We start from the raw sequence: 23,583 nt of genomic DNA, 5'->3' as shown, positions 1-23,583 counted from the left end.
GGAAAAGCGCCAAACTCAAGCACGGCGAACGACTCTACGCGTCACACTCGCCTGCGACCTTTAGACCAATGGACGAAAAACGTTGCATATGAACCATCGGCAGATTGCCAGCTACCTATGTATAATGCCGCCGCTGACCACAGAGTCACGACGGCCGACCGCTCTATCACACGACGTTGGGCCCGAATAAGCCGGATTGTTACCGCAGTCCACCCGCTTGACGCTCGACTGATGCACCCAACATCACCGCGAAGAAACCTCGACATTCGGCTCATGGATGACTTTGAACGAACGCGCTTACCCGGCGCCCCTCGAGTTTCTGCGCACGCTTTAGCAAAGAAGAGAGAGTTAATCCGAATATGCCCACCCGCTCGAAGATCATCTATACCTTCACCGACGAAGCCCCAGCCCTCGCCACCTATTCACTGTTGCCTATCGTAGAGGCTTTCACCGCCTCGGCTGATATCGCCGTTGAAACCCGCGATATCTCTCTTGCAGGGCGCATTCTGGCCAGCTTCCCCGAGCAATTGGGTGACAAAGCCGTAGCCGACCACCTCGCCGAACTGGGCGACCTGGCCGTTACACCTGAAGCCAACATCATCAAGCTGCCGAACATCAGCGCTTCGGTTCCGCAACTGCAGGCTGCGATCAAAGAGCTGCAAGCCCAGGGCTTCGCACTGCCGGACTACCCGGAAACCGTGACCAGCGATGCCGATAAGCTCGCCAAGTCGCGTTACGACAAGATCAAGGGCAGCGCCGTAAACCCGGTTCTGCGCGAAGGTAACTCTGATCGTCGTGCACCGCTGTCGGTCAAGAACTACGCGCGCAAGCACCCGCACAAAATGGGCGCATGGGCCAAAGACTCCAAGTCCCACGTCGCTCACATGAGCACCGGCGATTTCTACGGCAGCGAAAAAGCCGCCCTGATCGACGCCGCTGACGCCGTCAAAATCGAACTGATCGCTCAAGACGGCACCACCACCGTCCTGAAAGAAAAAACCACCGTACAAGCCGGTGAGATCCTCGATTGCGCCGTTCTGAGCAAAAACGCGCTGCGCAGCTTCATCGCAGCCGAGATCGAAGACGCCAAACAAAAAGGCGTACTTCTGTCGGTTCACCTGAAAGCCACCATGATGAAGGTCTCCGACCCGATCATGTTCGGCCAGATCGTTGCCGAGTTCTATAAAGACGCACTGGCCAAGCACGCTGACGTGCTGGCCCAGATCGGCTTCAACCTGAACAACGGCATCGGCGACCTGTACGCTCGCATCAAGGCTTTGCCTGCCGAGCAACAAGCGCAGATCGAAGCGGACATCCAGGCGGTCTACGCCGTTCGTCCATCGTTGGCCATGGTCAACTCCGACAAAGGCATCACCAACCTGCACGTGCCGAGCGACGTTATCGTCGACGCCTCGATGCCAGCGATGATCCGTGACTCCGGCAAAATGTGGGGCACCGACGGTCAGCTGCACGACACCAAGGCTGTGATCCCGGATCGTTGCTACGCCACCATCTACCAGGCAGTGATCGAAGACTGCAAGCTGCACGGCGCCTTTGATCCAACCACCATGGGCAGCGTGCCAAACGTTGGCCTGATGGCGAAGAAAGCCGAAGAGTACGGCTCCCACGACAAGACCTTCCAGATCAAGGCAAATGGCGTAGTTCGGGTTTCCGACAGCGCTGGCCGCACTCTGCTGGAACAGTCGGTTGAAGCCGGCGATATCTTCCGCATGTGCCAGACCAAAGACGCGCCGATCCAGGACTGGGTCAAACTGGCCGTCAACCGTGCCCGTGCAAGCGCAACTCCGGCGATTTTCTGGCTGGACCCAATGCGCGCCCACGACGGCGTAGTGATCGAGAAAGTTCAGGCGTACCTGAAGGATCACGATACTTCCGGCCTGGACATCCGCATCATGTCGCCTGTCGACGCGATGAAGTTCACCCTGGACCGCACCCGTGAAGGCAAGGACACCATTTCGGTGACCGGCAACGTATTGCGCGACTACCTGACTGACCTGTTCCCGATCATGGAACTGGGCACCAGCGCCAAGATGCTGTCGATCGTTCCGCTGATGAACGGCGGTGGTCTGTTCGAAACCGGCGCCGGCGGTTCGGCACCGAAGCATGTTCAGCAGTTGCTGGAAGAAAACTTCCTGCGCTGGGATTCCCTGGGTGAATTCCTGGCCCTGGCTGCCTCCCTCGAGCACTTGGGTGTTACCTACAACAATCCTAAAGCGCTGGTTCTGGCCAAGACCCTGGATCAGGCCACTGGCCAGTTCCTGGACAACAACAAGTCGCCATCGCGCAAAGTCGGCAACATCGACAACCGCGGCAGCCACTTCTACCTGGCGCTGTACTGGGCACAAGCCCTGGCCGCCCAGACCGAAGACAATGCACTGCAAGCGCAGTTCGGCGAACTGGCCAAAACCCTGACCGAGAACGAAGCGACCATCGTCGCCGAGCTCAACGCCGTGCAGGGCAAGCCAGTGGACATCGGCGGTTACTACCACGCCAATGCCGAGCTGATCAGCAAGGCCATGCGCCCGAGCAACACCTTCAACGCCGCGATCGCTGCGCTGGTTTAAGGTTGTAAGGATGCAAAGAAGCCCCGGCCCAGTGCCGGGGTTTCTGTTTGCGCCCCACACTTTTCATCTGCGAAATATGCACCCATGTGGGAGCGAGCCTGCTCGCGATAGCGATATATCATTCAACATTGATGTCGACTGACCCACCGTCATCGCGAGCAGGCTCGCTCCCACACTGTTCTTTATTCCAACATTAGAAACCGAGGAAGCTTCATGGATTGGCTACCCCACATCACCGTCGCCACCATCGTCGAAGACAATGGTCGCTTCCTGATGGTCGAAGAGCTCAAGCACGGACAAACGGTACTCAACCAACCCGCCGGCCATCTGGACCCGGACGAAACCCTGATCGAAGCCGCCGTGCGCGAAACCCTCGAGGAAACCGGCTGGGACGTCGAACCGACGGGCGTGGTGGGCATTTATCTCTATACCGCTCCGAGCAACGGCGTGACTTATCAGCGGGTCTGTTTCACCGCAAAACCGCTCAAACACCACCCGGATTATCAACTGGATGACGGTATCGTCGGCGCAAAATGGCTGACGCGTGACGAACTGCTGCAACAGCGCGCAAACTGGCGCAGTGAGCTGATCATCCGCTGTATCGATGATTATCTGGACGGTAAACACTTCAGCCTCGAGCTGATCCGCCCTTCTCTTTAGCCTTGCGGGCTTCAGCCTGCTAGAATCGCGTCCTTTTTCAAGACACTCATTGAATCCCTATGCGTGATCCAGCCCCTTCTGACACACAAAAGAAGCGCGTCATTGTCGGCATGTCCGGCGGCGTGGACTCTTCCGTTTCCGCTCTCCTGCTGATCGAGCAGGGTTATGAGGTGGAAGGCCTGTTCATGAAGAACTGGGAAGAAGACGATGGAACGGAATACTGCACCGCCATGGATGACCTGGCGGACGCTCAGGCTGTGTGCGACAAGATTGGCATCAAGCTGCACACCGCCAACTTCGCCGCCGAGTACTGGGACAACGTGTTCGAGCATTTCCTGGCCGAGTACAAGGCCGGTCGCACGCCGAACCCGGACATCCTCTGCAACCGTGAAATCAAGTTCAAGGCGTTCCTCGACTACGCCATGATGCTCGGCGCCGATCTGATCGCCACCGGCCACTACGTGCGCCGCCGTGACATCGATGGCCGCACCGAATTGCTCAAGGGCCTGGATCCGAACAAGGACCAGAGCTATTTCCTGCACGCTGTCGGCGGCGAACAGATCGCCAAGACCCTGTTCCCGGTCGGCGAGCTGGAAAAACCCGAAGTGCGCGCGATTGCCGAGAAACACGACCTGGCCACCGCGAAGAAAAAGGATTCCACCGGGATCTGCTTTATCGGCGAACGCCGCTTCAGCGACTTCCTCAAGCAATACCTGCCGGCCCAGCCGGGCGAGATCAAGACCACCGAAGGCGAAGTCATTGGCCGTCACCACGGCTTGATGTACCACACCATCGGCCAGCGTCAGGGCCTGGGCATCGGCGGCTTGAAAGACGCCGGCGACGAGCCGTGGTATGTGCTGATCAAGGACCTGGAACACAACGAGCTGATCGTTGGCCAGGGCAATGATCACCCTTATCTGTTCTCCCGCGCCCTGCTCGCCTCGGACATCTATTGGGTCAACCCGATCGATTTGACCGAGCCGCGCAAACTGACCGCCAAGGTGCGTTATCGCCAGAGCGACCAGCCTTGCACGCTGGAGAAGACCGCCAACGGCTACCGCGCGACCTTCGATGACCCGCAACGCGCGGTCACTCCAGGCCAATCCGTGGTGTTCTACGACGGTGAAATCTGCCTCGGCGGCGGCGTGATCGAAGTGGCCGAACCCTGGACCAGCAAGGACCAGCTTTCATGAGCCCGACTCAGGAGCAACTGACGGCCCTGGGCGGCGTGTTTCTCGCGGCGGTGCTGGTCGACAAGATCGCCAAGACCGGCCAGACCAATGAAGCCGGGCTGACCTGCATGCTCGGCAGCCTGTTGATTCGCGACCCCAAGGACACGCTGGAAGTCTATGGCGGTGACGATATCAATTTGCGTGACGGCTACCGTGCATTGATCGGCGCCCTGGAACGCGATCCCAGCACCCTTCAGCGCGAACCGCTGCGCTACGCCTTGGCGATGCTGGGGCTGGAGCGCCAGCTGGCAAAGCGCGACGACATGCTGGAAGTGATCGGCAAGCGTCTGCCGCAGATTCAGTCCCAGGTCGAGCACTTCGGCCCGGCTCACGAAAACGTGATCGCCGCCTGCGGTGCGTTGTACCAGGACACCCTGAGCACCCTGCGCCAACGGATTCAAGTGCATGGTGACATGCGCAACCTGCAGCAACCGAGCAATGCCTCGAAGATCCGTGCGCTGTTATTGGCCGGAATTCGATCGGCGCGCCTGTGGCGGCAGCTGGGCGGTCATCGCTGGCAGTTGGTGATCAGCCGGCGCAAGCTGCTTAAAGAGCTTTACCCGCTGATGCGCAGCAGCTGAACCGCACCCGCAATACCGTTTTGTAGTCAGTAACGCGTAATACGCCGGTCAGTTGGCAACGGACCGGCGGATTTTTTCATGTATGATACGCGCCCCATTTCGTTGCCCGACTGTCCGAGAACACCCCATGCAGCTCTCTTCGCTCACTGCGGTTTCCCCTGTTGACGGCCGCTACGCCGGCAAAACCCAGGCCCTGCGCCCGATTTTCAGCGAATACGGTCTGATCCGTGCTCGCGTTCTGGTTGAAGTGCGCTGGCTCCAGCGCCTGGCCGCTCACCCTGCCATCAGCGAAGTGCCGGCGTTCTCTGCCGAAGCCAACGCGGTGTTGAACACCTTGGCGGAAAACTTCTCTCTGGAGCACGCCGAGCGTGTCAAAGAGATCGAGCGCACCACCAACCACGACGTCAAAGCCATTGAGTACCTGCTCAAAGAGCAAGCGGCCAAGTTGCCGGAACTGGCTGCCGTCAGCGAATTCATCCACTTTGCCTGCACCAGCGAGGACATCAATAATCTGTCCCACGCCCTGATGCTGCGCGAAGGCCGTGATGATGTGATGCTGCCGCTGATGCGCCAGACCGCCGAAGCCATCCGTGAACTGGCGATCCGCTTCGCTGACGTACCGATGCTGTCGCGCACCCACGGCCAACCGGCTTCGCCGACCACCCTGGGCAAAGAGCTGGCGAACGTGGTTTACCGTCTGGAGCGTCAGATCGCTCAAGTCGCCGCCGTTCCGCTGCTGGGCAAAATCAACGGCGCTGTCGGCAACTACAACGCTCACCTGTCGGCCTACCCTGAGATCGACTGGGAAGCCAACGCCCGCGCCTTCATCGAAGACGAGCTGGGCCTGGGCTTCAACCCGTACACCACGCAGATCGAACCGCACGACTACATCGCCGAGCTGTTCGACGCAATCGCGCGCTTCAACACCATCCTGATCGACTTCGACCGCGACATCTGGGGCTACATCTCCCTGGGTTATTTCAAACAGCGCACCATCGCTGGCGAAATCGGTTCCTCGACCATGCCGCACAAGGTCAACCCGATTGACTTCGAAAACTCCGAAGGCAACCTGGGCATCGCCAACGCACTGTTCCAGCACCTGGCGAGCAAGCTGCCGATCTCCCGCTGGCAGCGCGACCTGACCGACTCCACCGTACTGCGCAACCTCGGTGTCGGCTTCGCCCACAGCGTGATTGCCTACGAAGCCAGCCTCAAAGGCATCAGCAAGCTGGAGCTCAACCAGCAGAAGATTGCTGCTGACCTGGACGCGTGCTGGGAAGTATTGGCCGAGCCGATCCAGACTGTGATGCGCCGCTACAACATCGAAAACCCGTACGAGAAATTGAAAGAGCTGACTCGCGGCAAGGGCATCAGCCCTGAAGCGCTGCAGACCTTCATCGACGGCCTGGACATGCCTGCGCAAGCCAAGGCCGAGCTGAAACTGCTCACCCCGGCCAACTACATCGGCAACGCTGTAGCGCAAGCCAAACGCATCTGATCGACCGCTTTACCCGTTTGAGACGCCCGGCAGCGCCGGGCGTTTTTATTCCCGTCTGAAAAGTGCTTTTTTTCAATAGGTTACACATGAATCCTGATATTCCTCTTCAACTTCTGGGCGGCATCACGGCGCGCGAATTCCTGCGTGACTACTGGCAGAAAAAACCCCTGCTGATCCGTCAGGCGATCCCTGATTTCGAAAGTCCGATCGACGCCGACGAACTGGCCGGCCTTGCGCTGGAAGAAGAAGTCGAATCGCGCCTGGTGATCGAGAACGGCGAGCGCCCCTGGGAATTGCGCCGTGGTCCGTTCGCCGAAGACGAATTCAGCAAACTGCCGGAACGTGACTGGACCCTGCTGGTTCAAGCGGTCGACCAGTTCGTGCCGGAGGTCGCTGAGCTGCTGGAGAACTTCCGCTTCCTGCCGAGCTGGCGCGTCGACGATGTGATGATCAGCTTCGCCGCCCCGGGTGGCAGTGTTGGCCCGCACTTCGACAACTACGATGTGTTCCTACTGCAGGGTCACGGCAAGCGCAACTGGAAAATCGGCCAGATGTGCGATTCCGAGAGCAAGCTGCTGCAACACGCCGACTTGCGCATCCTCGCTGATTTCGACGCCACCGACGAATGGGTGCTGGAACCGGGCGACATGCTCTACTTGCCGCCGCGTCTGGCTCACTGCGGTGTGGCCGTTGACAACTGCCTGACTTACTCGGTCGGTTTCCGCGCACCAAGCGCCTCTGAAGTGCTGACCCACTTCACCGATTTCCTCAGCCAGTTCCTGTCGGACGAAGAGCGTTACACCGACGCCGACGCCCTGCCGGCGGTCGATCCTCATCAGATCCAGCACGACGCCCTCGATCGCCTGAAAAGCTTGCTGGCCGAGCATATGAGCGACGAGCGCTTGCTGCTGACCTGGTTCGGCCAGTTCATGACCGAGCCGCGCTACCCGGAGCTGGTGGTGGGCCCGGAAGAGGTCGAAGAAGAGGACCTGCTCGCCAGCCTCGAGCAAGGCGCGATCCTGATCCGCAACCCGAGCGCGCGCCTGGCCTGGTCTGAAGTCGATGATGATCTTTTGCTGTTCGCCAGCGGCCAGAGCCGTTACCTGCCGGGCAAACTGCGCGAGCTGCTGAAAATGATCTGCGCCGCCGACTCCCTGCATACCGACAACCTTGGCGAGTGGCTGAACGACGAAGACGGTCGCGGCCTGCTGTGCGAGTTGGTCAAGCAAGGCAGCCTGGGGTTTGCTGATGAATAAAATTCACGTACGTGTCGCAGACTGGCAAAAGGACAACGCCGAGATCCGGCGCATTCGTGAGACGGTGTTCATCGCCGAGCAATCCGTTCCGCCTGAGCTGGAATGGGATGCTGATGACGCAACGGCAGTCCACTTTTTGGCCTTTGAAGGCGACTTCCCAATCGGCACCGCTCGGCTGCTGCCCGATGGTCACATTGGCCGGGTGTCGGTACTCAAAGACTGGCGCGGCTTGAAAGTCGGCGATGCGCTGATGCAAGCGGTGATCGGTGAAGCCGAGAAGCGCGGGCTGAAGCAGCAGATGCTGAGCGCGCAAGTGCAGGCCACGGCGTTCTATGAGCGTTTGGGCTTCAGCATGGTCAGTGAGGAGTTCCTGGAAGCCGGGATTCCGCATGTAGACATGGTGCGTCACTCCGCCTGAGACTGTGGCGAGGGGGCTTGCCCCCGTTGGGGTGCGCAGCAGCCCATTTGGGGCCGCTTCGCGCCCCAACGGGAGCAAGCTCCCTCGCCACAAAAGCCTTCAGGAACACCCAAAACGCCCCGCCATCCTCCGATGCCGGGGCGTTTTGCTGTCTACGATTCAACTTGCCCCACCGCGGGCCGACAAACTGGCAATATCAAGACTTTAAAGGCCGGAGATAACGGATATGTCCCTACGCACCCTGCTCACAACGCTGCTGCTGACCTGCAGTTTTTCGGTCATGGCCGCCACCGAGATCGTGCCCCTGAACTATCGCACCAGCGCCGACCTGCTGCCGGTGGCGCAGAATTTCATCGGCAAGGACGGCCAGGTCAGCGCCTATGGCAATCAGCTCATCGTCAACGCAGAACAGCGCAAGATCGACGAACTTAAGGCCTTTATCAGCCAACTCGACGTGGCCGCCAAGCGCTTGCTGATCACCGTCGATACCAACGAAAACAACTTCCAGGGTGATCAGGGTTATTCGGTGAACGGTGCCAAGCCGAGCCAGACTCGCATCATCAACCGCAGCACCGACAGCCGCGACGGCGGTATCCAGCAGGTTCAGGCCAGCGAAGGCACACCCGCGCTGATCCAGGTCGGCCAGAGCGTGCCGTTGACCAGCACGCAGACCGATTCCTATGGCGATCTGCGCAGCCAGACCGAATACCGCAACGTCACCCAAGGCTTCTACGTGACTGCTAGCGTCACCGGCGACATCGTTCATCTGGCAATCAGTACCAACCGTGACCGGATGAGCCAGGAACGTCCCGATGTAGTGAACGTGCAAAGTACCGACACAACTGTCAGCGGTCGATTGGGCGAGTGGATCACCCTGGCCGGCGTGAACCGCCAGACTCAGGCCGACAAACAGGGCCAGACCCGCAGCTACTCGACTCAGGGCCGGGACGACATGACCCTGCGGGTGAAAGTCGATACTTTGGACTAAACCACCGAAAACTGACTGATTAGTCGTATTAGACCAAAGATGTAGTGCTTGAAAAAAAGCACTACAAAACGTTTGACGAGCCAAAAAAGCAAAGGCATGATGGCCTCGCTCCCGCTAATCAGAGGCCCTGGCAAGGGCTTTCGAGTCGCTGTTCGCACCTACCCCGCGAGCCGATTCGTGTCTGTACCGCCCACAAGGTGTGTTTGACGAGGTTGCCGACTGGAACGAAGTTGTCCCGAGGGACGGAAGCGTAATAGGTAAACCCGGCTCCACACTGAAGTTCGCACCAAGGCCCACGACGCCCGAATGCGCCCGACAGTTCGCCCTTACCTGCTCACTTTCCCCTCGAGCCCATCGTTCATCCCGTCGCATCCCCCGCCGAACCCGACTTGACCGCCTAAGCTTCTGGTCAGCGAGCAGCCTTTTACGCCCCTTTAAAATGCGTTATCTGGCTGGAGCAGGAATTTCCACCAAGAACGACTTTTTATCAAAGACGCGACGAGGTTTATCTCCATGGCACTGACACGCGAACAGCAAATTGCAGCCCTCGAAAAAGACTGGGCTGAAAACCCGCGCTGGAAAGGCGTGACACGCAATTACTCCGCTGCTGACGTCGTCCGTCTGCGTGGCTCGGTTCAACCTGAGCACACCTTTGCAAAAATGGGCGCCGAGAAGCTTTGGAACCTGGTCACCCAGGGTGCCAAGCCGTCCTTCCGTCCTGAGAAAGATTTCGTCAACTGCATGGGCGCCCTGACCGGCGGCCAGGCTGTGCAACAAGTCAAGGCCGGTATCCAGGCGATCTACCTGTCGGGCTGGCAAGTAGCTGCGGACAACAACTCCGCCGAATCGATGTACCCGGACCAGTCGCTGTACCCGGTGGATTCGGTTCCAACCGTGGTCAAGCGCATCAACAACTCGTTCCGTCGCGCCGACCAGATCCAGTGGAAAGCCGGCAAGAACCCGGGCGACGAAGGCTACATCGACTACTTCGCGCCGATCGTGGCTGACGCTGAAGCCGGTTTCGGTGGCGTACTGAACGCTTACGAGTTGATGAAGAGCATGATCGAAGCAGGCGCCGCCGGCGTTCACTTCGAAGACCAACTGGCTTCCGTGAAAAAATGCGGCCACATGGGCGGCAAGGTACTGGTTCCTACCCAGGAAGCTGTGCAGAAGCTGACCGCTGCTCGTCTGGCAGCTGACGTTGCCGGTACACCGACCATCATCCTGGCCCGTACCGACGCTAACGCAGCCGACTTGCTGACTTCCGATTGCGACCCGTACGACCAGCCATTCGTGACTGGCGAGCGTACCCAGGAAGGCTTCTACAAAGTACGCGCCGGTCTCGACCAGGCCATCGCTCGCGGCCTGGCCTACGCACCGTTCGCCGACCTGATCTGGTGCGAAACCGCCAAGCCGGATCTGGACGAGGCTCGTCGCTTCGCCGAAGCGATCAAAAAGGAATACCCGGACCAACTGCTGTCGTACAACTGCTCGCCTTCCTTCAACTGGAAGAAAAACCTGGACGACGCGACCATCGCCAAGTTCCAGCGCGAACTGTCCGCCATGGGTTACAAGCACCAGTTCATCACCCTGGCCGGCATTCACAACATGTGGCACAGCATGTTCAACCTGGCGCACGACTACGCCCGCAACGACATGACTGCCTACGTGAAGCTGCAAGAGCAAGAGTTCGCTGACGCTGCCAAGGGTTACACCTTCGTGGCTCACCAGCAGGAAGTGGGCACCGGCTACTTCGACGACATGACCACCGTGATTCAGGGTGGCACGTCCTCGGTGACCGCGCTGACCGGTTCGACCGAAGAAGAACAGTTCCACTGATCTGCTTCATCTGAGTAAACGGCCGTTGCGGACCGAATAAAAGCTAACCGCAGCGCTGCATATCTGACGCCCCGACTGGTTCGGGGCGTTTTTTTGCCTGCGATTCCCCTCTCCTCTGTAGGAGCGAGGCTTGCCCGCGAAGAACGATGACGCGGTATGCCTGAAAAACCGCAGCGCATTCTTCGCGGGCAAGCCTCGCTCCTACAGACTCAGGCGGACAAAAACATTGATCCAGAGCGGTGTCGCGATCAGAAAAAGAGGGTAAAACGGGGGCGCCTGCTACTTGCAGTAACGCGCATATAAGACAACTTCCCAGCCACTCACCTGTTAAACAGTTTGAAAAGCGCGACAAATAATATTGATTATCATTTAGCAACAAGTATGTTCGTTACATTCCCTACAAAACATATTTGACAAAACCCCCGCTAATGCCCGAGCGGCATGGGCTACAGGGCTTTGGAGGCACGCTATGTCCTTATTCTTGTAAATAATTTCGCTATCTGAATTTTACTTGCTCGGTGTTTAGCCATAAAATCACCGCGATTGATTGCTGCGACATATCGTCACTGCTTTGTTTCTTTTCAAGCTCAGAGACCTTTGCTCTCTGTTAAGGATTTCCAGCATGCCCGAAGCGACCGGACTCATGGCCCACAACTGGGGCTTTGCCATTTTCCTTCTGGGTGTCGGCGGCCTTTGCGCCTTCATGCTCGGCGTCTCCAGCCTCCTCGGGTCAAAAGCCTGGGGCCGCAGCAAAAACGAACCGTTCGAGTCCGGCATGCTACCTACCGGTGGCGCCCGCTTGCGGCTCTCAGCCAAATTCTATCTGGTCGCGATGCTCTTCGTGATCTTCGATATCGAAGCCCTTTTTCTCTTTGCCTGGTCTGTGTCCGTCCGCGAAAGCGGCTGGACCGGATTCGTCGAAGCTCTCGTTTTCATAGCAATTCTGTTGGCAGGTCTTGTCTACCTATTCCGAGTGGGTGCCCTTGACTGGGCTCCGGAAGCTCGGCGCAAGCGGCAAGCGAAGCTGAAACAATGAGGCTTTGGCAATGCAATACAATCTCACCAGGATCGACCCCGATGCTCCTAACGAGCAGTATCCGATTGGCAAACGGGAAACCGTTTCCGATCCGTTAGAAGATCAAGTCCACAAAAACATTTTCATGGGCAAGCTCGAAGACGTGCTCAACGGCACGATCAACTGGGGGCGCAAGAACTCACTGTGGCCGTATAACTTCGGTCTTTCGTGCTGCTACGTGGAAATGACCACCGCCTTCACGGCGCCCCACGACATCGCGCGCTTTGGCGCCGAGGTTATCCGGGCATCGCCGCGTCAGGCGGATTTCATGGTTATCGCCGGTACCTGCTTCATCAAGATGGCGCCGATCATTCAGCGTCTCTACGAGCAAATGCTCGAGCCTAAATGGGTCATCTCCATGGGTTCGTGCGCCAACTCCGGTGGCATGTACGACATCTATTCCGTCGTTCAAGGGGTGGACAAGTTCCTGCCCGTGGACGTCTACGTGCCTGGCTGCCCGCCCCGCCCTGAAGCTTTTCTGCAAGGCTTGATGCTGTTGCAGGAGTCGATTGGCCAGGAGCGTCGTCCACTTTCCTGGGTCGTTGGTGATCAAGGCGTCTATCGCGCCGAGATGCCTTCCGAAAAGGAAAAGCGCCGCGAACAGCGTATTCAGGTAACCAACCTGCGCAGCCCCGACGAAGTCTGATCCAGATCTGTTCTTACAAAGAAACGAGAAACTGGCTTCATTCTTTACGTTGACCGAAAGCGATAAATAACCATGACTACAGGCAGTGCTCTGTACATCCCGCCTTACAAGGCAGACGACCAGGATGTGGTCGTCGAACTGAACAATCGTTTTGGCCCGGAGGCGTTCACCGCCCAGCCGACCCGCACCGGCATGCCGGTGCTTTGGGTTGCCCGCGCCAAACTCGTCGAAGTCCTGACCTTCCTGCGCAATCTGCCCAAGCCGTACGTCATGCTCTATGACCTGCACGGCGTGGACGAGCGTCTGCGCACCAAGCGTCAAGGGCTGCCAAGCGGCGCCGACTTCACTGTGTTCTATCACTTGATGTCGATCGAACGTAATAGTGACGTAATGATCAAGGTCGCCTTGTCCGAGAGCGACCTCAGCGTGCCGACCGTTACCGGTCTCTGGCCAAACGCCAACTGGTACGAGCGTGAAGTGTGGGACATGTACGGCATCAACTTTGCCGGTCACCCACACCTGACCCGCATCATGATGCCGCCGACCTGGGAAGGTCACCCGCTGCGCAAGGACTTCCCGGCCCGCGCCACCGAGTTCGACCCGTTCAGCCTGACCCTGGCCAAGCAACAGCTTGAGGAAGAAGCCGCGCGCTTCAAGCCTGAAGACTGGGGCATGAAGCGTTCCGGTGCGAACGAGGACTACATGTTCCTCAACCTCGGCCCTAACCACCCTTCGGCGCACGGTGCGTTCCGCATCATTCTGCAGCTGGACGGTGAAGAGATCGTCGACTGCGTGCCGGACGTCGGTTACCACCACCGTGGTGCCGAGAAGATGGCCGAGCGTCAGTCCTGGCACAGCTTCATTCCGTACACCGACCGTATCGACTATCTCGGCGGCGTGATGAACAACCTGCCGTACGTGCTTTCGGTCGAGAAGCTGGCCGGCATCAAGGTGCCCGAGAAGGTCGACGTCATCCGCATCATGATGGCCGAGTTCTTCCGGATCACCAGCCACCTGCTGTTCCTGGGTACTTACATCCAGGACGTCGGCGCCATGACCCCGGTGTTCTTCACCTTCACCGACCGCCAGAAGGCGTACACGGTGATCGAAGCCATCACCGGTTTCCGTCTGCACCCGGCCTGGTACCGCATCGGTGGCGTCGCTCACGACTTGCCGCGCGGCTGGGAAAAACTGGTCAAGGATTTCGTCGAGTGGATGCCAAAGCGTCTGGACGAATACCAGAAAGCCGCACTGGACAACAGCATCCTGCGTGGCCGGACCATCGGCGTCGCCGCCTACAACACCAAAGAAGCCCTGGAATGGGGTGTCACCGGTGCCGGCCTGCGTTCGACCGGTTGCGATTTCGACCTGCGTAAGGCGCGCCCTTACTCCGGCTACGAAAACTTCGAATTCGAAATCCCGCTGGCGGCCAATGGCGATGCCTACGACCGTTGCATCGTTCGCGTCGAAGAAATGCGCCAGAGCCTCAAGATCATCGAGCAGTGCATGCGCAACATGCCGGAAGGCCCGTACAAGGCGGATCACCCGCTGACCACGCCGCCACCCAAAGAGCGCACGCTGCAACACATCGAGACCCTGATCACGCACTTCCTGCAAGTTTCGTGGGGCCCGGTCATGCCGGCCAACGAATCCTTCCAGATGATCGAAGCGACCAAGGGCATCAACAGTTATTACCTGACGAGCGATGGCGGCACCATGAGCTACCGCACCCGGATTCGTACCCCAAGCTTCCCGCACCTGCAGCAGATCCCTTCGGTGATCAAAGGCAGCATGGTCGCGGACTTGATCGCGTACCTGGGTAGTATCGATTTCGTTATGGCCGACGTGGACCGTTAAGCATGAACAGCACGCTTATCCTGACAGACCGTTTCGCCCTGAGCGAAACCGAGCGCTCGGCCATCGAGCATGAGCTGCATCACTACGAAGACCCGCGCGCGGCGTCGATCGAAGCCCTGAAGATCGTCCAGAAGGAACGTGGCTGGGTGCCTGACGGCGCGCTCTACGCCATCGGCGAAATCCTCGGCATCCCGGCCAGCGACGTTGAAGGCGTGGCAACGTTCTACAGCCAGATCTTCCGTCAGCCTGTGGGCCGTCACATCATTCGCGTCTGCGACAGCATGGTCTGCTACATCGGTGGCCACGAGTCGGTGGTCAGCGAAATCCAGAGCAAGCTGGGCATCGGCCTGGGTCAGACCACCGCCGACGGTCGTTTCACCCTGCTGCCGGTCTGCTGCCTCGGCAACTGCGACAAGGCGCCGGCGTTGATGATCGACGACGACACATTCGGTGATGTGCAGCCTGCCGGCGTTGCCAAATTGCTCGAGGGCTACGTATGACCCTGACTTCCTTCGGTCCAGCCAACCGCATCAAGCGTTCGGCCGAGACTCACCCGCTCACCTGGCGTCTGCGTGACGACGGCGAAGCCGTATGGCTCGACGAGTACCAGGCCAAGAACGGTTACGCCGCTGCGCGCAAGGCCTTCGCCGACATGGCCCAGGACGACATCGTCCAGACCGTGAAAGATTCCGGCCTCAAGGGCCGCGGCGGTGCAGGCTTCCCCACGGGCGTGAAGTGGGGCCTGATGCCCAAGGACGAATCCATCAACATCCGCTACCTGCTGTGCAACGCGGATGAGATGGAGCCGAACACCTGGAAAGACCGCATGCTGATGGAGCAACTGCCCCATCTGCTGATCGAAGGCATGCTGATCAGTGCTCGCGCGCTGAAAACCTACCGTGGCTACATCTTCCTGCGTGGCGAATACACCACCGCCGCCAAGCACCTCAACCGTGCCGTGGAAGAAGCCAAGGCAGCAGGCCTGCTGGGTAAAAACATCCTGGGCAGCGGCTTCGATTTCGAGCTGTTCGTCCACACCGGCGCCGGGCGTTACATCTGCGGTGAAGAAACCGCACTGATCAACTCCCTCGAAGGCCGCCGCGCCAACCCGCGCTCCAAGCCGCCCTTCCCTGCCGCCGTGGGCGTGTGGGGCAAGCCGACTTGCGTGAACAACGTTGAAACCCTGTGCAACGTACCGGCGATCATTGCCGACGGCGTGGACTGGTACAAATCGTTGGCCCGCGAAGGCAGCGAAGACATGGGCACCAAGCTCATGGGCTTCTCCGGCAAGGTCAAGAACCCGGGCCTGTGGGAATTGCCGTTCGGCGTCACCGGTCGCGAGTTGTTCGAAGACTACGCCGGCGGCATGCGCGACGGTTACAAGCTCAAGTGCTGGCAGCCAGGCGGCGCCGGTACCGGTTTCCTGTTGCCGGAACACCTGGACGCACAAATGTATGCCGGCGGCATCGCCAAAGTGGGCACCCGTATGGGTACCGGCCTGGCCATGGCGGTGGACGACAGCGTCAACATGGTGTCGTTGCTGCGCAACATGGAAGAGTTCTTCTCCCGCGAATCCTGCGGCTTCTGCACCCCATGCCGTGATGGTCTGCCGTGGAGCGTCAAGCTGCTGCGCGCGATCGAGAACGGTGAAGGGCAAGCCGGCGATATCGAGACCCTGCTGGGTCTGGTCGGTTTCCTCGGCCCGGGCAAGACCTTCTGTGCACACGCACCGGGTGCCGTGGAGCCGTTGGGCAGCGCCATCAAATACTTCCGTCCAGAGTTCGAAGCCGGCATCGCGCCCACCAGCGCCGTCGTCCCGCCTCTGGCAAAGCCGATCGTAGTCGGCGCGTAAACGCTTAAAAAGGCGAAGGGTCCGTGCCCTTCGCTTTGTCGTGTGATGACGCCGTAAACGGCTGTGTAGATTCGCGCGAATAACAAGATTCCATTAGCCACGCCCGCTGACACCGGGCCAACGAAGAACTTTGAACCATGGCCACTATCCACGTAGACGGCAAAGAGCTCGAAGTCGATGGGGCAGACAACCTGTTACAGGCGTGTCTGTCGCTAGGCCTCGATATCCCTTATTTCTGCTGGCACCCAGCCCTTGGCAGCGTTGGCGCTTGCCGCCAGTGCGCGGTCAAGCAGTACACCGACGAGAACGACAAGCGTGGTCGGATCGTCATGTCCTGCATGACCCCCGCCACCGACGGCAGCTGGATCTCCATCGACGACGAAGAAGCGAAAGTGTTTCGCGCAAGCGTCGTTGAATGGCTGATGACCAACCACCCTCACGACTGCCCGGTCTGTGAGGAAGGCGGTCACTGCCACCTGCAAGACATGACCGTGATGACCGGCCACAACGAGCGCCGCTATCGCTTCACCAAGCGTACTCACCAGAACCAGCAACTGGGCCCGTTCATTTCCCACGAAATGAACCGCTGCATCGCTTGCTATCGCTGCGTGCGCTTCTATAAAGACTACGCCGGCGGCACCGACCTCGGTGTATTCGGCGCCCACGACAACGTGTACTTCGGGCGCGTTGAAGACGGCACCCTCGAAAGCGAGTTCTCCGGCAACCTCACCGAGGTCTGCCCGACCGGTGTGTTCACCGACAAGACTCACTCCGAGCGCTACAACCGTAAGTGGGACATGCAGTTCTCGCCGAGCATCTGCCATGGCTGCTCCAGCGGTTGCAACATTTCCCCGGGCGAGCGTTACGGCGAACTGCGTCGCATCGAAAACCGTTTCAACGGTTCGGTGAACCAGTACTTCCTGTGCGACCGTGGCCGTTTCGGCTATGGCTACGTCAACCGCGAAGACCGCCCGCGTCAGCCACTGCTGGCCAACGGCGCCAAGCTGGGCCTCGACGAAGCACTGGATAAAGCCGCTGACCTGCTGCGCGGTCGCAACATCGTTGGTATCGGTTCGCCGCGCGCCAGCCTCGAAAGCAACTACGCGTTGCTTGAACTGGTCGGCGCCGAGCACTTCTACTCCGGTATCGAAGCCGCTGAACTTGAGCGCATTCGCCTGGTTATGCAGGTGCTCAAAGACAGCCCGCTGCCGATCCCGAACATGCGAGACATCGAAGATCACGATGCGATTTTCGTCCTCGGCGAAGACCTGACCCAGACAGCTGCGCGCATGGCCCTGGCCCTGCGTCAATCGGTCAAGGGCAAAGCCGAAGACATGGCCGACGCCATGCGCGTTCAGCCATGGCTCGATGCTGCGGTGAAGAACATCGGTCAGGACGCGCTGAACCCGCTGTTCATCGCCAGCCTGGCTGAAACCAAGCTCGACGACGTGGCTGAAGAATGCGTTCATGCCGCTCCCGACGATCTGGCCCGCATCGGTTTCGCCGTGGCTCACGCCCTCGATGCCAGCGCGCCGGCCGTTGAAGGCCTGGACGCTGAAGCCCTCGAACTGGCTCAGCGCATCGCCAACGCCTTGCTCGCTGCAAAGCGTCCGTTGATCATTGCCGGTACCTCGCTGGGTTCCAAGGCGTTGATCGAAGCCGCGGCGAACATCGCCAAGGCCCTGAAGCTGCGCGAGAAGAACGGTTCCATCAGCCTGATCGTGCCAGAGGCCAACAGCCTCGGCCTGGCCATGCTCGGTGGTGACTCGGTCGACGCAGCCCTGCAAGCGGTGATCGATGGCAAGGCGGACGCCATCGTCGTGCTGGAAAACGATCTGTACACCCGTACCGACAAAGCTCGTGTCGATGCTGCCCTGAACGCCGCGAAAGTGGTGATCGTGGCGGACCATCAGAAGACCGCCACCAGCGATCGCGCGCACCTGGTGCTGCCAGCTGCCAGCTTCGCTGAAGGCGACGGTACGCTGGTCAGCCAGGAAGGCCGCGCCCAGCGTTTCTTCCAGGTCTTCGACCCGACTTACCTCGACGCAAGCATTCTGGTTCACGAAGGCTGGCGCTGGCTGCATGCCCTGCGTTCGACCCTGCTGAACCAGCCGATCGACTGGACCCAACTGGATCACGTCACCGCTGCCGTTGCTGCGAGCAAACCGCAACTGGCGCGCATCGTCGATGCCGCACCGTCCGCCGCGTTCCGCATCAAAGGCCTGAAACTGGCTCGCGAACCGCTGCGTTACAGCGGCCGGACTGCCATGCGCGCCGACATCAGCGTGCACGAACCGCGCACGTCCCAGGACAACGACACCGCGTTCTCGTTCTCCATGGAAGGTTACTCGGGCTCGGTCGAACCGCGTCAGCAAGTGCCATTCGCCTGGTCTCCGGGCTGGAACTCGCCGCAAGCCTGGAACAAGTTCCAGGACGAAGTCGGTGGTCACCTCCGTGCGGGCGACCCAGGCACTCGTCTGATCGAAAGCACCGGTGATTCGCTGAACTGGTTCGCCAGTGTTCCGCGCGCGTTCAACCCGGCTCCGGGCACCTGGCAGGTCGTGCCGTTCTTCCACCTGTTCGGCAGCGAAGAGAACTCTTCCAAAGCCGCGCCGGTTCAAGAACGCATTCCAGCCCCTTACCTGTCGCTGGCCAAGTCTGAAGCCGATCGTCTGGGCGTCAATGACGGTGCCCTGCTGAGCCTGAACGTGGCCGGCCAGACCCTGCGTCTGCCGCTGCGCATCAACGAAGAGCTGGGCGCCGGTCTGGTCGCATTGCCGGCGGGTATTGCCGGCATTCCGCCAGCGATCTTCGGCAAATCCGTTGACGGTCTGCAGGAGGCAGCGCTATGACCTGGTTCACTCCTGAAGTGATCGACGTAATCATCGCGGTCCTCAAGGCCATCGTGATTCTGCTCGCCGTGGTGGTGTGCGGCGCGCTGCTGAGCTGGGTCGAGCGTCGTCTGCTCGCCCTCTGGCAGGACCGTTACGGTCCGAACCGCGTCGGCCCGTTCGGCGCGTTCCAGATCGCCGCCGACATGATCAAGATGTTCTTCAAGGAAGACTGGACCCCGCCGTTCGCCGACAAAGTGATCTTCACGTTGGCGCCGGTCGTGGCCATGAGCGCCTTGCTGATGGCCTTCGCGATCATCCCGATCACCCCGACCTGGGGCGTGGCGGATATCAACATCGGCATCCTGTTCTTCTTCGCCATGGCCGGTCTGTCGGTCTACGCGGTGCTGTTCGCCGGCTGGTCGAGTAACAACAAGTTCGCCCTGTTGGGCAGCTTGCGGGCCTCAGCGCAAACCGTGTCGTACGAAGTGTTCATGGGCCTGTCGCTGATGGGCATCGTGATCCAGGTTGGCTCGTTCAACATGCGCGACATCGTTGAATACCAGGCGCAGAACCTGTGGTTCGTCATTCCGCAGATCTTCGGTTTCCTGACCTTCTTCATCGCTGGCGTCGCCGTGACTCACCGTCACCCGTTCGACCAGCCGGAAGCGGAACAGGAACTGGCTGACGGTTACCACATTGAATACGCCGGCATGAAATGGGGCATGTTCTTCGTTGGTGAGTACATCGGCATCGTGCTGATTTCGGCGCTGCTGGTGACCTTGTTCTTCGGTGGCTGGCACGGTCCGTTCGGCATTCTGCCGCAGATCCCGTTCATCTGGTTTGCACTGAAAACCGCGTTCTTCATCATGTTCTTCATCCTGTTGCGCGCCTCGATTCCGCGCCCACGGTATGACCAAGTGATGGATTTCAGCTGGAAGTTCTGCCTGCCGCTGACCCTCGTCAACATGCTGGTGACCGCTGCGGTCGTGTTGCTCAACACGCCCGCCGTCGCGGCTCAGTGAGGATAGAGAATCATGAAGTACATTTTTGACATCGTGCATGGCTTCTTCACCCAGCTTCGCAGCCTGGTGATGATTTTCGGCCACGCCTTCCGCAAGCGCGACACGCTGCAGTACCCGGAAGAAGCCGTGTACCTGCCGCCGCGCTTCCGTGGCCGTATCGTGCTGACCCGCGACCCCGACGGCGAAGAACGTTGTGTAGCCTGCAACCTGTGCGCCGTGGCGTGCCCGGTCGGTTGCATCTCGCTGCAGAAAGCTGAAACCGAAGACGGTCGCTGGTACCCGGACTTCTTCCGCATCAACTTCTCGCGCTGCATTTTCTGCGGCCTCTGCGAGGAAGCCTGCCCGACCACCGCGATCCAGCTGACACCGGATTTCGAAATGGCCGAGTTCAAACGTCAGGACCTGGTGTACGAGAAAGAAGATCTGCTGATCTCCGGCCCCGGCAAAAACCCTGATTACAACTTCTATCGTGTTGCAGGTATGGCGATTGCCGGTAAGCCTAAAGGCGCCGCGCAGAATGAAGCCCAGCCGATCAACGTGAAGAGCTTGCTGCCTTAAGGAAGAAAGATGGAATTCGCTTTCTATTTCGCATCGGGTATCGCTGTTGTGTCCACGCTTCGCGTGATCACCAACACCAACCCCGTGCACGCCCTGCTCTACCTGATCATTTCGCTGATCGCCGTGGCCATGACGTTCTTCGCCCTCGGCGCACCGTTTGCCGGTGTATTGGAAGTGATCGCCTACGCCGGCGCCATCATGGTGCTGTTCGTGTTCGTGGTGATGATGCTGAACCTGGGCCCGGCCTCGGTTCAGCAAGAGCGCGTCTGGCTCAAGCCCGGCATCTGGCTGGGCCCCGTCGCCCTCGGCGCCCTGCTGCTGGTTGAACTGCTGTATGTGCTGTTCAGCGATGCCAGCGGCCAGGCCATCGGCCACACCACCGTAGACGCCAAGGCCGTGGGCATCAGCCTGTTCGGTCCTTACCTGCTGGTGGTCGAACTCGCCTCGATGCTGCTGCTCGCCGCGGCCGTCACGGCGTTCCACTTGGGCCGCAACGAAGCCAAGGAGCAATGACGATGCCTGCTATCCCTTTGGAGCATGGTCTGGCGGTCGCCGGCATCCTGTTCTGCCTCGGTCTGGTCGGCCTGATGGTCCGGCGCAACATTCTCTTCGTGCTGATGAGCCTGGAGGTCATGATGAATGCCTCCGCTTTGGCGTTCATCGTTGCCGGTAGCCGCTGGGGTCAACCGGATGGACAGATCATGTTCATCCTGGTGATCAGCCTTGCAGCCGCCGAGGCCAGTATTGGCCTGGCGATTCTGTTGCAGCTGTATCGCCGCTTCCACACTCTCGATATCGACGCTGCCAGCGAGATGCGCGGATGAACCTTCTCTATTTGACTTTCCTGTTCCCCCTGATCGGTTTTGTGCTGCTGGCGTTCTCCCGGGGACGCCTCTCGGAAAACCTCTCGGCGCTGATCGGCGTCGGTTCCATCGGCCTGTCGGCGATCGTCGCGGCCTATGTGATCTGGCAGTTCAATGTTGCGCCACCGGAAGGTGGTCACTACACCCAGATGCTGTGGCAATGGATGGCGGTGGAAGGCTTTACGCCGACCTTCACCCTCTACCTGGACGGCCTGTCTGTGACCATGCTCGGCGTGGTGGTGGGCGTGGGCTTCCTGATCCATCTGTTCGCGTCCTGGTACATGCGTGGTGAAGCCGGTTACTCGCGCTTCTTTGCTTACACCAACCTGTTTATCGCCAGCATGCTGTTCCTGGTCCTGGCCGATAACCTGCTGTTCGTGTACTTCGGCTGGGAAGGCGTGGGCCTGTGCTCGTACCTGTTGATCGGTTTCTACTACAGCAACCGCAACAACGGTAACGCGGCACTCAAAGCCTTCATCGTGACCCGTGTCGGCGACGTGTTCATGGCCATCGGCCTGTTCATCCTGTTCCAACAGTTGGGCACGCTGAACATCCAGGAACTGCTGGTCAAGGCGCCTGAGCACTTCAAGGCCGGTGACTTCTGGATCGTTCTGGCGACCCTGATGCTGCTGGGCGGCGCTGTCGGTAAATCCGCGCAACTGCCGCTGCAAACCTGGCTGGCGGATGCGATGGCCGGCCCGACTCCGGTTTCGGCACTGATCCACGCCGCGACCATGGTGACCGCCGGTGTCTACCTGATTGCCCGTACCCACGGTCTGTTCGCCCTGGCGCCGGACATCCTGCACCTGGTGGGTGTTGTGGGTGGCGTGACACTGGTATTGGCAGGTTTTGCCGCACTGGTTCAGACCGACATCAAACGTATCCTCGCCTACTCGACCATGAGCCAGATCGGCTACATGTTCCTGGCCCTGGGCGTAGGTGCGTGGGAAGGCGCGATCTTCCACCTGATGACCCACGCCTTCTTCAAGGCGCTGCTGTTCCTTGCGTCCGGTTCGGTGATCGTTGCCTGCCACCACGAGCAGAACATCTTCAAGATGGGCGGCCTGTGGAAGAAGCTGCCACTGGCCTACGCCAGCTTCATCGTCGGCGGCGCGGCCCTGGCGGCCTTGCCGCTGGTGACAGCGGGCTTCTACTCCAAGGATGAAATCCTTTGGGAAGCGTTCGCCAGCGGTAACCAGGGTCTGCTTTATGCCGGTCTGGTTGGTGCCTTCATGACCTCGCTGTACACCTTCCGCCTGATCTTCATCGCGTTCCACGGTGAAGCGAAGACCGAAGCGCATGCCGGTCACGGCATTGCTCACTGGCTGCCGCTGTCGGTGCTGATCGTACTGTCGACGTTCGTCGGCGCGATGATCGTTCCGCCGCTGCACGGTGTACTGCCGCAAAGCGTCGGCCATGCCGGCGGCGACGCCAAGCACAGTCTGGAAATCGCCTCGGGCGCCATCGCCCTGGCCGGTATCCTGCTGGCCGCGCTGCTGTTCCTCGGCAAGCGCCGCTTCGTCACCGCCATCGCCAACAGCGGCGTCGGCCGCTTCCTTTCGGCCTGGTGGTTCGCTGCCTGGGGCTTCGACTGGATCTACGACAAACTGTTCGTCAAGCCTTACCTTGCGATCAGCCACATTCTGCGCAAAGACCCGCTCGACCAGACCATCGGTCTGATCCCGCGTATGGCCAAAGGCGGTCACACCGCCCTGAGCCGCACCGAGACCGGTCAATTGCGTTGGTATGCCGCCTCGATGGCTGCTGGTGCCGTGCTGGTAATCGGCGCCGTCGTGCTGGTAGCGGTCTGATATGAACC

20 protein-coding genes are annotated in these 23,583 nt (G+C 59.8%); all 20 read left to right on the top strand.

Translation table 11 applies throughout. The features are described from left to right. Positions 1–359 precede the first annotated feature (359 nt). The 20 genes from ACZ89R_RS29075 (at position 360) to nuoL (ending at position 23,575) form a co-directional block, all read left to right on the top strand. On the top strand, positions 360–2,585 hold the full coding sequence (locus tag ACZ89R_RS29075; protein ID WP_429547324.1) for an NADP-dependent isocitrate dehydrogenase: 2,226 nt from the start codon (positions 360–362) through the stop codon (positions 2,583–2,585). 213 nt (positions 2,586–2,798) lie between these two features. Then, the gene (locus ACZ89R_RS29070; RefSeq protein WP_008014882.1) at positions 2,799–3,245 is read left to right on the top strand and encodes an NUDIX hydrolase; all 447 of its coding nucleotides are present in this window, start codon (positions 2,799–2,801) and stop codon (positions 3,243–3,245) included. Between the two features lie 59 nt (positions 3,246–3,304). Continuing rightward, the gene (gene mnmA / locus ACZ89R_RS29065) at positions 3,305–4,438 is read left to right on the top strand and encodes a tRNA 2-thiouridine(34) synthase MnmA (RefSeq protein WP_429547325.1); all 1,134 of its coding nucleotides are present in this window, start codon (positions 3,305–3,307) and stop codon (positions 4,436–4,438) included. Next, positions 4,435–5,058: a high frequency lysogenization protein HflD gene (gene hflD / locus ACZ89R_RS29060; protein ID WP_401177492.1), complete on the top strand. Its 624-nt coding sequence runs from the start codon at positions 4,435–4,437 to the stop codon at positions 5,056–5,058. Before mnmA ends, hflD begins: the two co-directional genes overlap by 4 nt. 127 nt (positions 5,059–5,185) lie before the next feature. Further along, entirely contained in the window at positions 5,186–6,556 is a 1,371-nt protein-coding gene (purB, locus tag ACZ89R_RS29055) for an adenylosuccinate lyase (RefSeq protein ID WP_123493780.1), read from the top strand. 86 nt (positions 6,557–6,642) lie between these two features. Further along, positions 6,643–7,812 carry a ribosomal protein uL16 3-hydroxylase gene (locus tag ACZ89R_RS29050; protein WP_123493778.1) on the top strand — a complete coding sequence of 390 codons (1,170 nt, stop codon included), beginning with the start codon at positions 6,643–6,645 and terminating at the stop codon, positions 7,810–7,812. Further along, entirely contained in the window at positions 7,805–8,230 is a 426-nt protein-coding gene (locus tag ACZ89R_RS29045) for a GNAT family N-acetyltransferase (protein ID WP_095631549.1), read from the top strand. The genes ACZ89R_RS29050 and ACZ89R_RS29045 overlap by 8 nt, the downstream gene beginning before the upstream one ends. A gap of 226 nt (positions 8,231–8,456) precedes the next feature. Beyond that, positions 8,457–9,218: a secretin N-terminal domain-containing protein gene (locus ACZ89R_RS29040; RefSeq protein WP_429547326.1), complete on the top strand. Its 762-nt coding sequence runs from the start codon at positions 8,457–8,459 to the stop codon at positions 9,216–9,218. Between the two features lie 513 nt (positions 9,219–9,731). Continuing rightward, positions 9,732–11,057, top strand: coding sequence for an isocitrate lyase (gene aceA / locus ACZ89R_RS29035; protein ID WP_095053167.1), 1,326 nt, complete (start codon positions 9,732–9,734; stop codon positions 11,055–11,057). A gap of 622 nt (positions 11,058–11,679) precedes the next feature. Beyond that, a complete protein-coding gene (locus ACZ89R_RS29030; protein WP_007905050.1) occupies positions 11,680–12,093 on the top strand; it encodes an NADH-quinone oxidoreductase subunit A in 414 nt (137 codons plus the stop codon). Positions 12,094–12,103: 10 nt separating this feature from the next. Next, complete coding sequence (locus ACZ89R_RS29025; protein WP_007905053.1) at positions 12,104–12,778, top strand: NuoB/complex I 20 kDa subunit family protein; 675 nt, start codon at positions 12,104–12,106, stop codon at positions 12,776–12,778. A 72-nt stretch (positions 12,779–12,850) separates the two neighbouring features. Continuing rightward, positions 12,851–14,635: an NADH-quinone oxidoreductase subunit C/D gene (gene nuoC / locus ACZ89R_RS29020; protein ID WP_008014895.1), complete on the top strand. Its 1,785-nt coding sequence runs from the start codon at positions 12,851–12,853 to the stop codon at positions 14,633–14,635. A gap of 2 nt (positions 14,636–14,637) precedes the next feature. Next, the gene (gene nuoE / locus ACZ89R_RS29015; protein ID WP_007905058.1) at positions 14,638–15,135 is read left to right on the top strand and encodes an NADH-quinone oxidoreductase subunit NuoE; all 498 of its coding nucleotides are present in this window, start codon (positions 14,638–14,640) and stop codon (positions 15,133–15,135) included. After that, positions 15,132–16,487, top strand: coding sequence for an NADH-quinone oxidoreductase subunit NuoF (gene nuoF / locus ACZ89R_RS29010; RefSeq protein WP_007905061.1), 1,356 nt, complete (start codon positions 15,132–15,134; stop codon positions 16,485–16,487). The genes nuoE and nuoF overlap by 4 nt, the downstream gene beginning before the upstream one ends. Positions 16,488–16,624: 137 nt before the next feature. Continuing rightward, complete coding sequence (gene nuoG, locus ACZ89R_RS29005; RefSeq protein ID WP_429547327.1) at positions 16,625–19,339, top strand: NADH-quinone oxidoreductase subunit NuoG; 2,715 nt, start codon at positions 16,625–16,627, stop codon at positions 19,337–19,339. Further along, positions 19,336–20,343: an NADH-quinone oxidoreductase subunit NuoH gene (gene nuoH / locus ACZ89R_RS29000; protein ID WP_052967022.1), complete on the top strand. Its 1,008-nt coding sequence runs from the start codon at positions 19,336–19,338 to the stop codon at positions 20,341–20,343. Before nuoG ends, nuoH begins: the two co-directional genes overlap by 4 nt. A 12-nt stretch (positions 20,344–20,355) precedes the next feature. Next, positions 20,356–20,901, top strand: a complete 546-nt coding sequence (gene nuoI / locus ACZ89R_RS28995) for an NADH-quinone oxidoreductase subunit NuoI (protein ID WP_008014903.1) — start codon at positions 20,356–20,358, stop codon at positions 20,899–20,901. Between the two features lie 9 nt (positions 20,902–20,910). Next, positions 20,911–21,414 (top strand): NADH-quinone oxidoreductase subunit J, encoded by a 504-nt coding sequence (gene nuoJ, locus ACZ89R_RS28990; RefSeq protein ID WP_095631557.1) that lies wholly within the window; start codon positions 20,911–20,913, stop codon positions 21,412–21,414. Positions 21,415–21,416: 2 nt separating this feature from the next. Beyond that, a complete protein-coding gene (gene nuoK / locus ACZ89R_RS28985) occupies positions 21,417–21,725 on the top strand; it encodes an NADH-quinone oxidoreductase subunit NuoK (RefSeq protein WP_007905077.1) in 309 nt (102 codons plus the stop codon). Further along, positions 21,722–23,575, top strand: coding sequence for an NADH-quinone oxidoreductase subunit L (nuoL, locus tag ACZ89R_RS28980; protein WP_429547328.1), 1,854 nt, complete (start codon positions 21,722–21,724; stop codon positions 23,573–23,575). The genes nuoK and nuoL overlap by 4 nt, the downstream gene beginning before the upstream one ends. Positions 23,576–23,583: the final 8 nt, after the last annotated feature.

Source organism: Pseudomonas sp. TE3728 (assembly GCF_056279145.1).
Note: the sequence above shows the minus strand (reverse complement) of the source record. Positions and strands in the feature narration are given on the sequence as shown.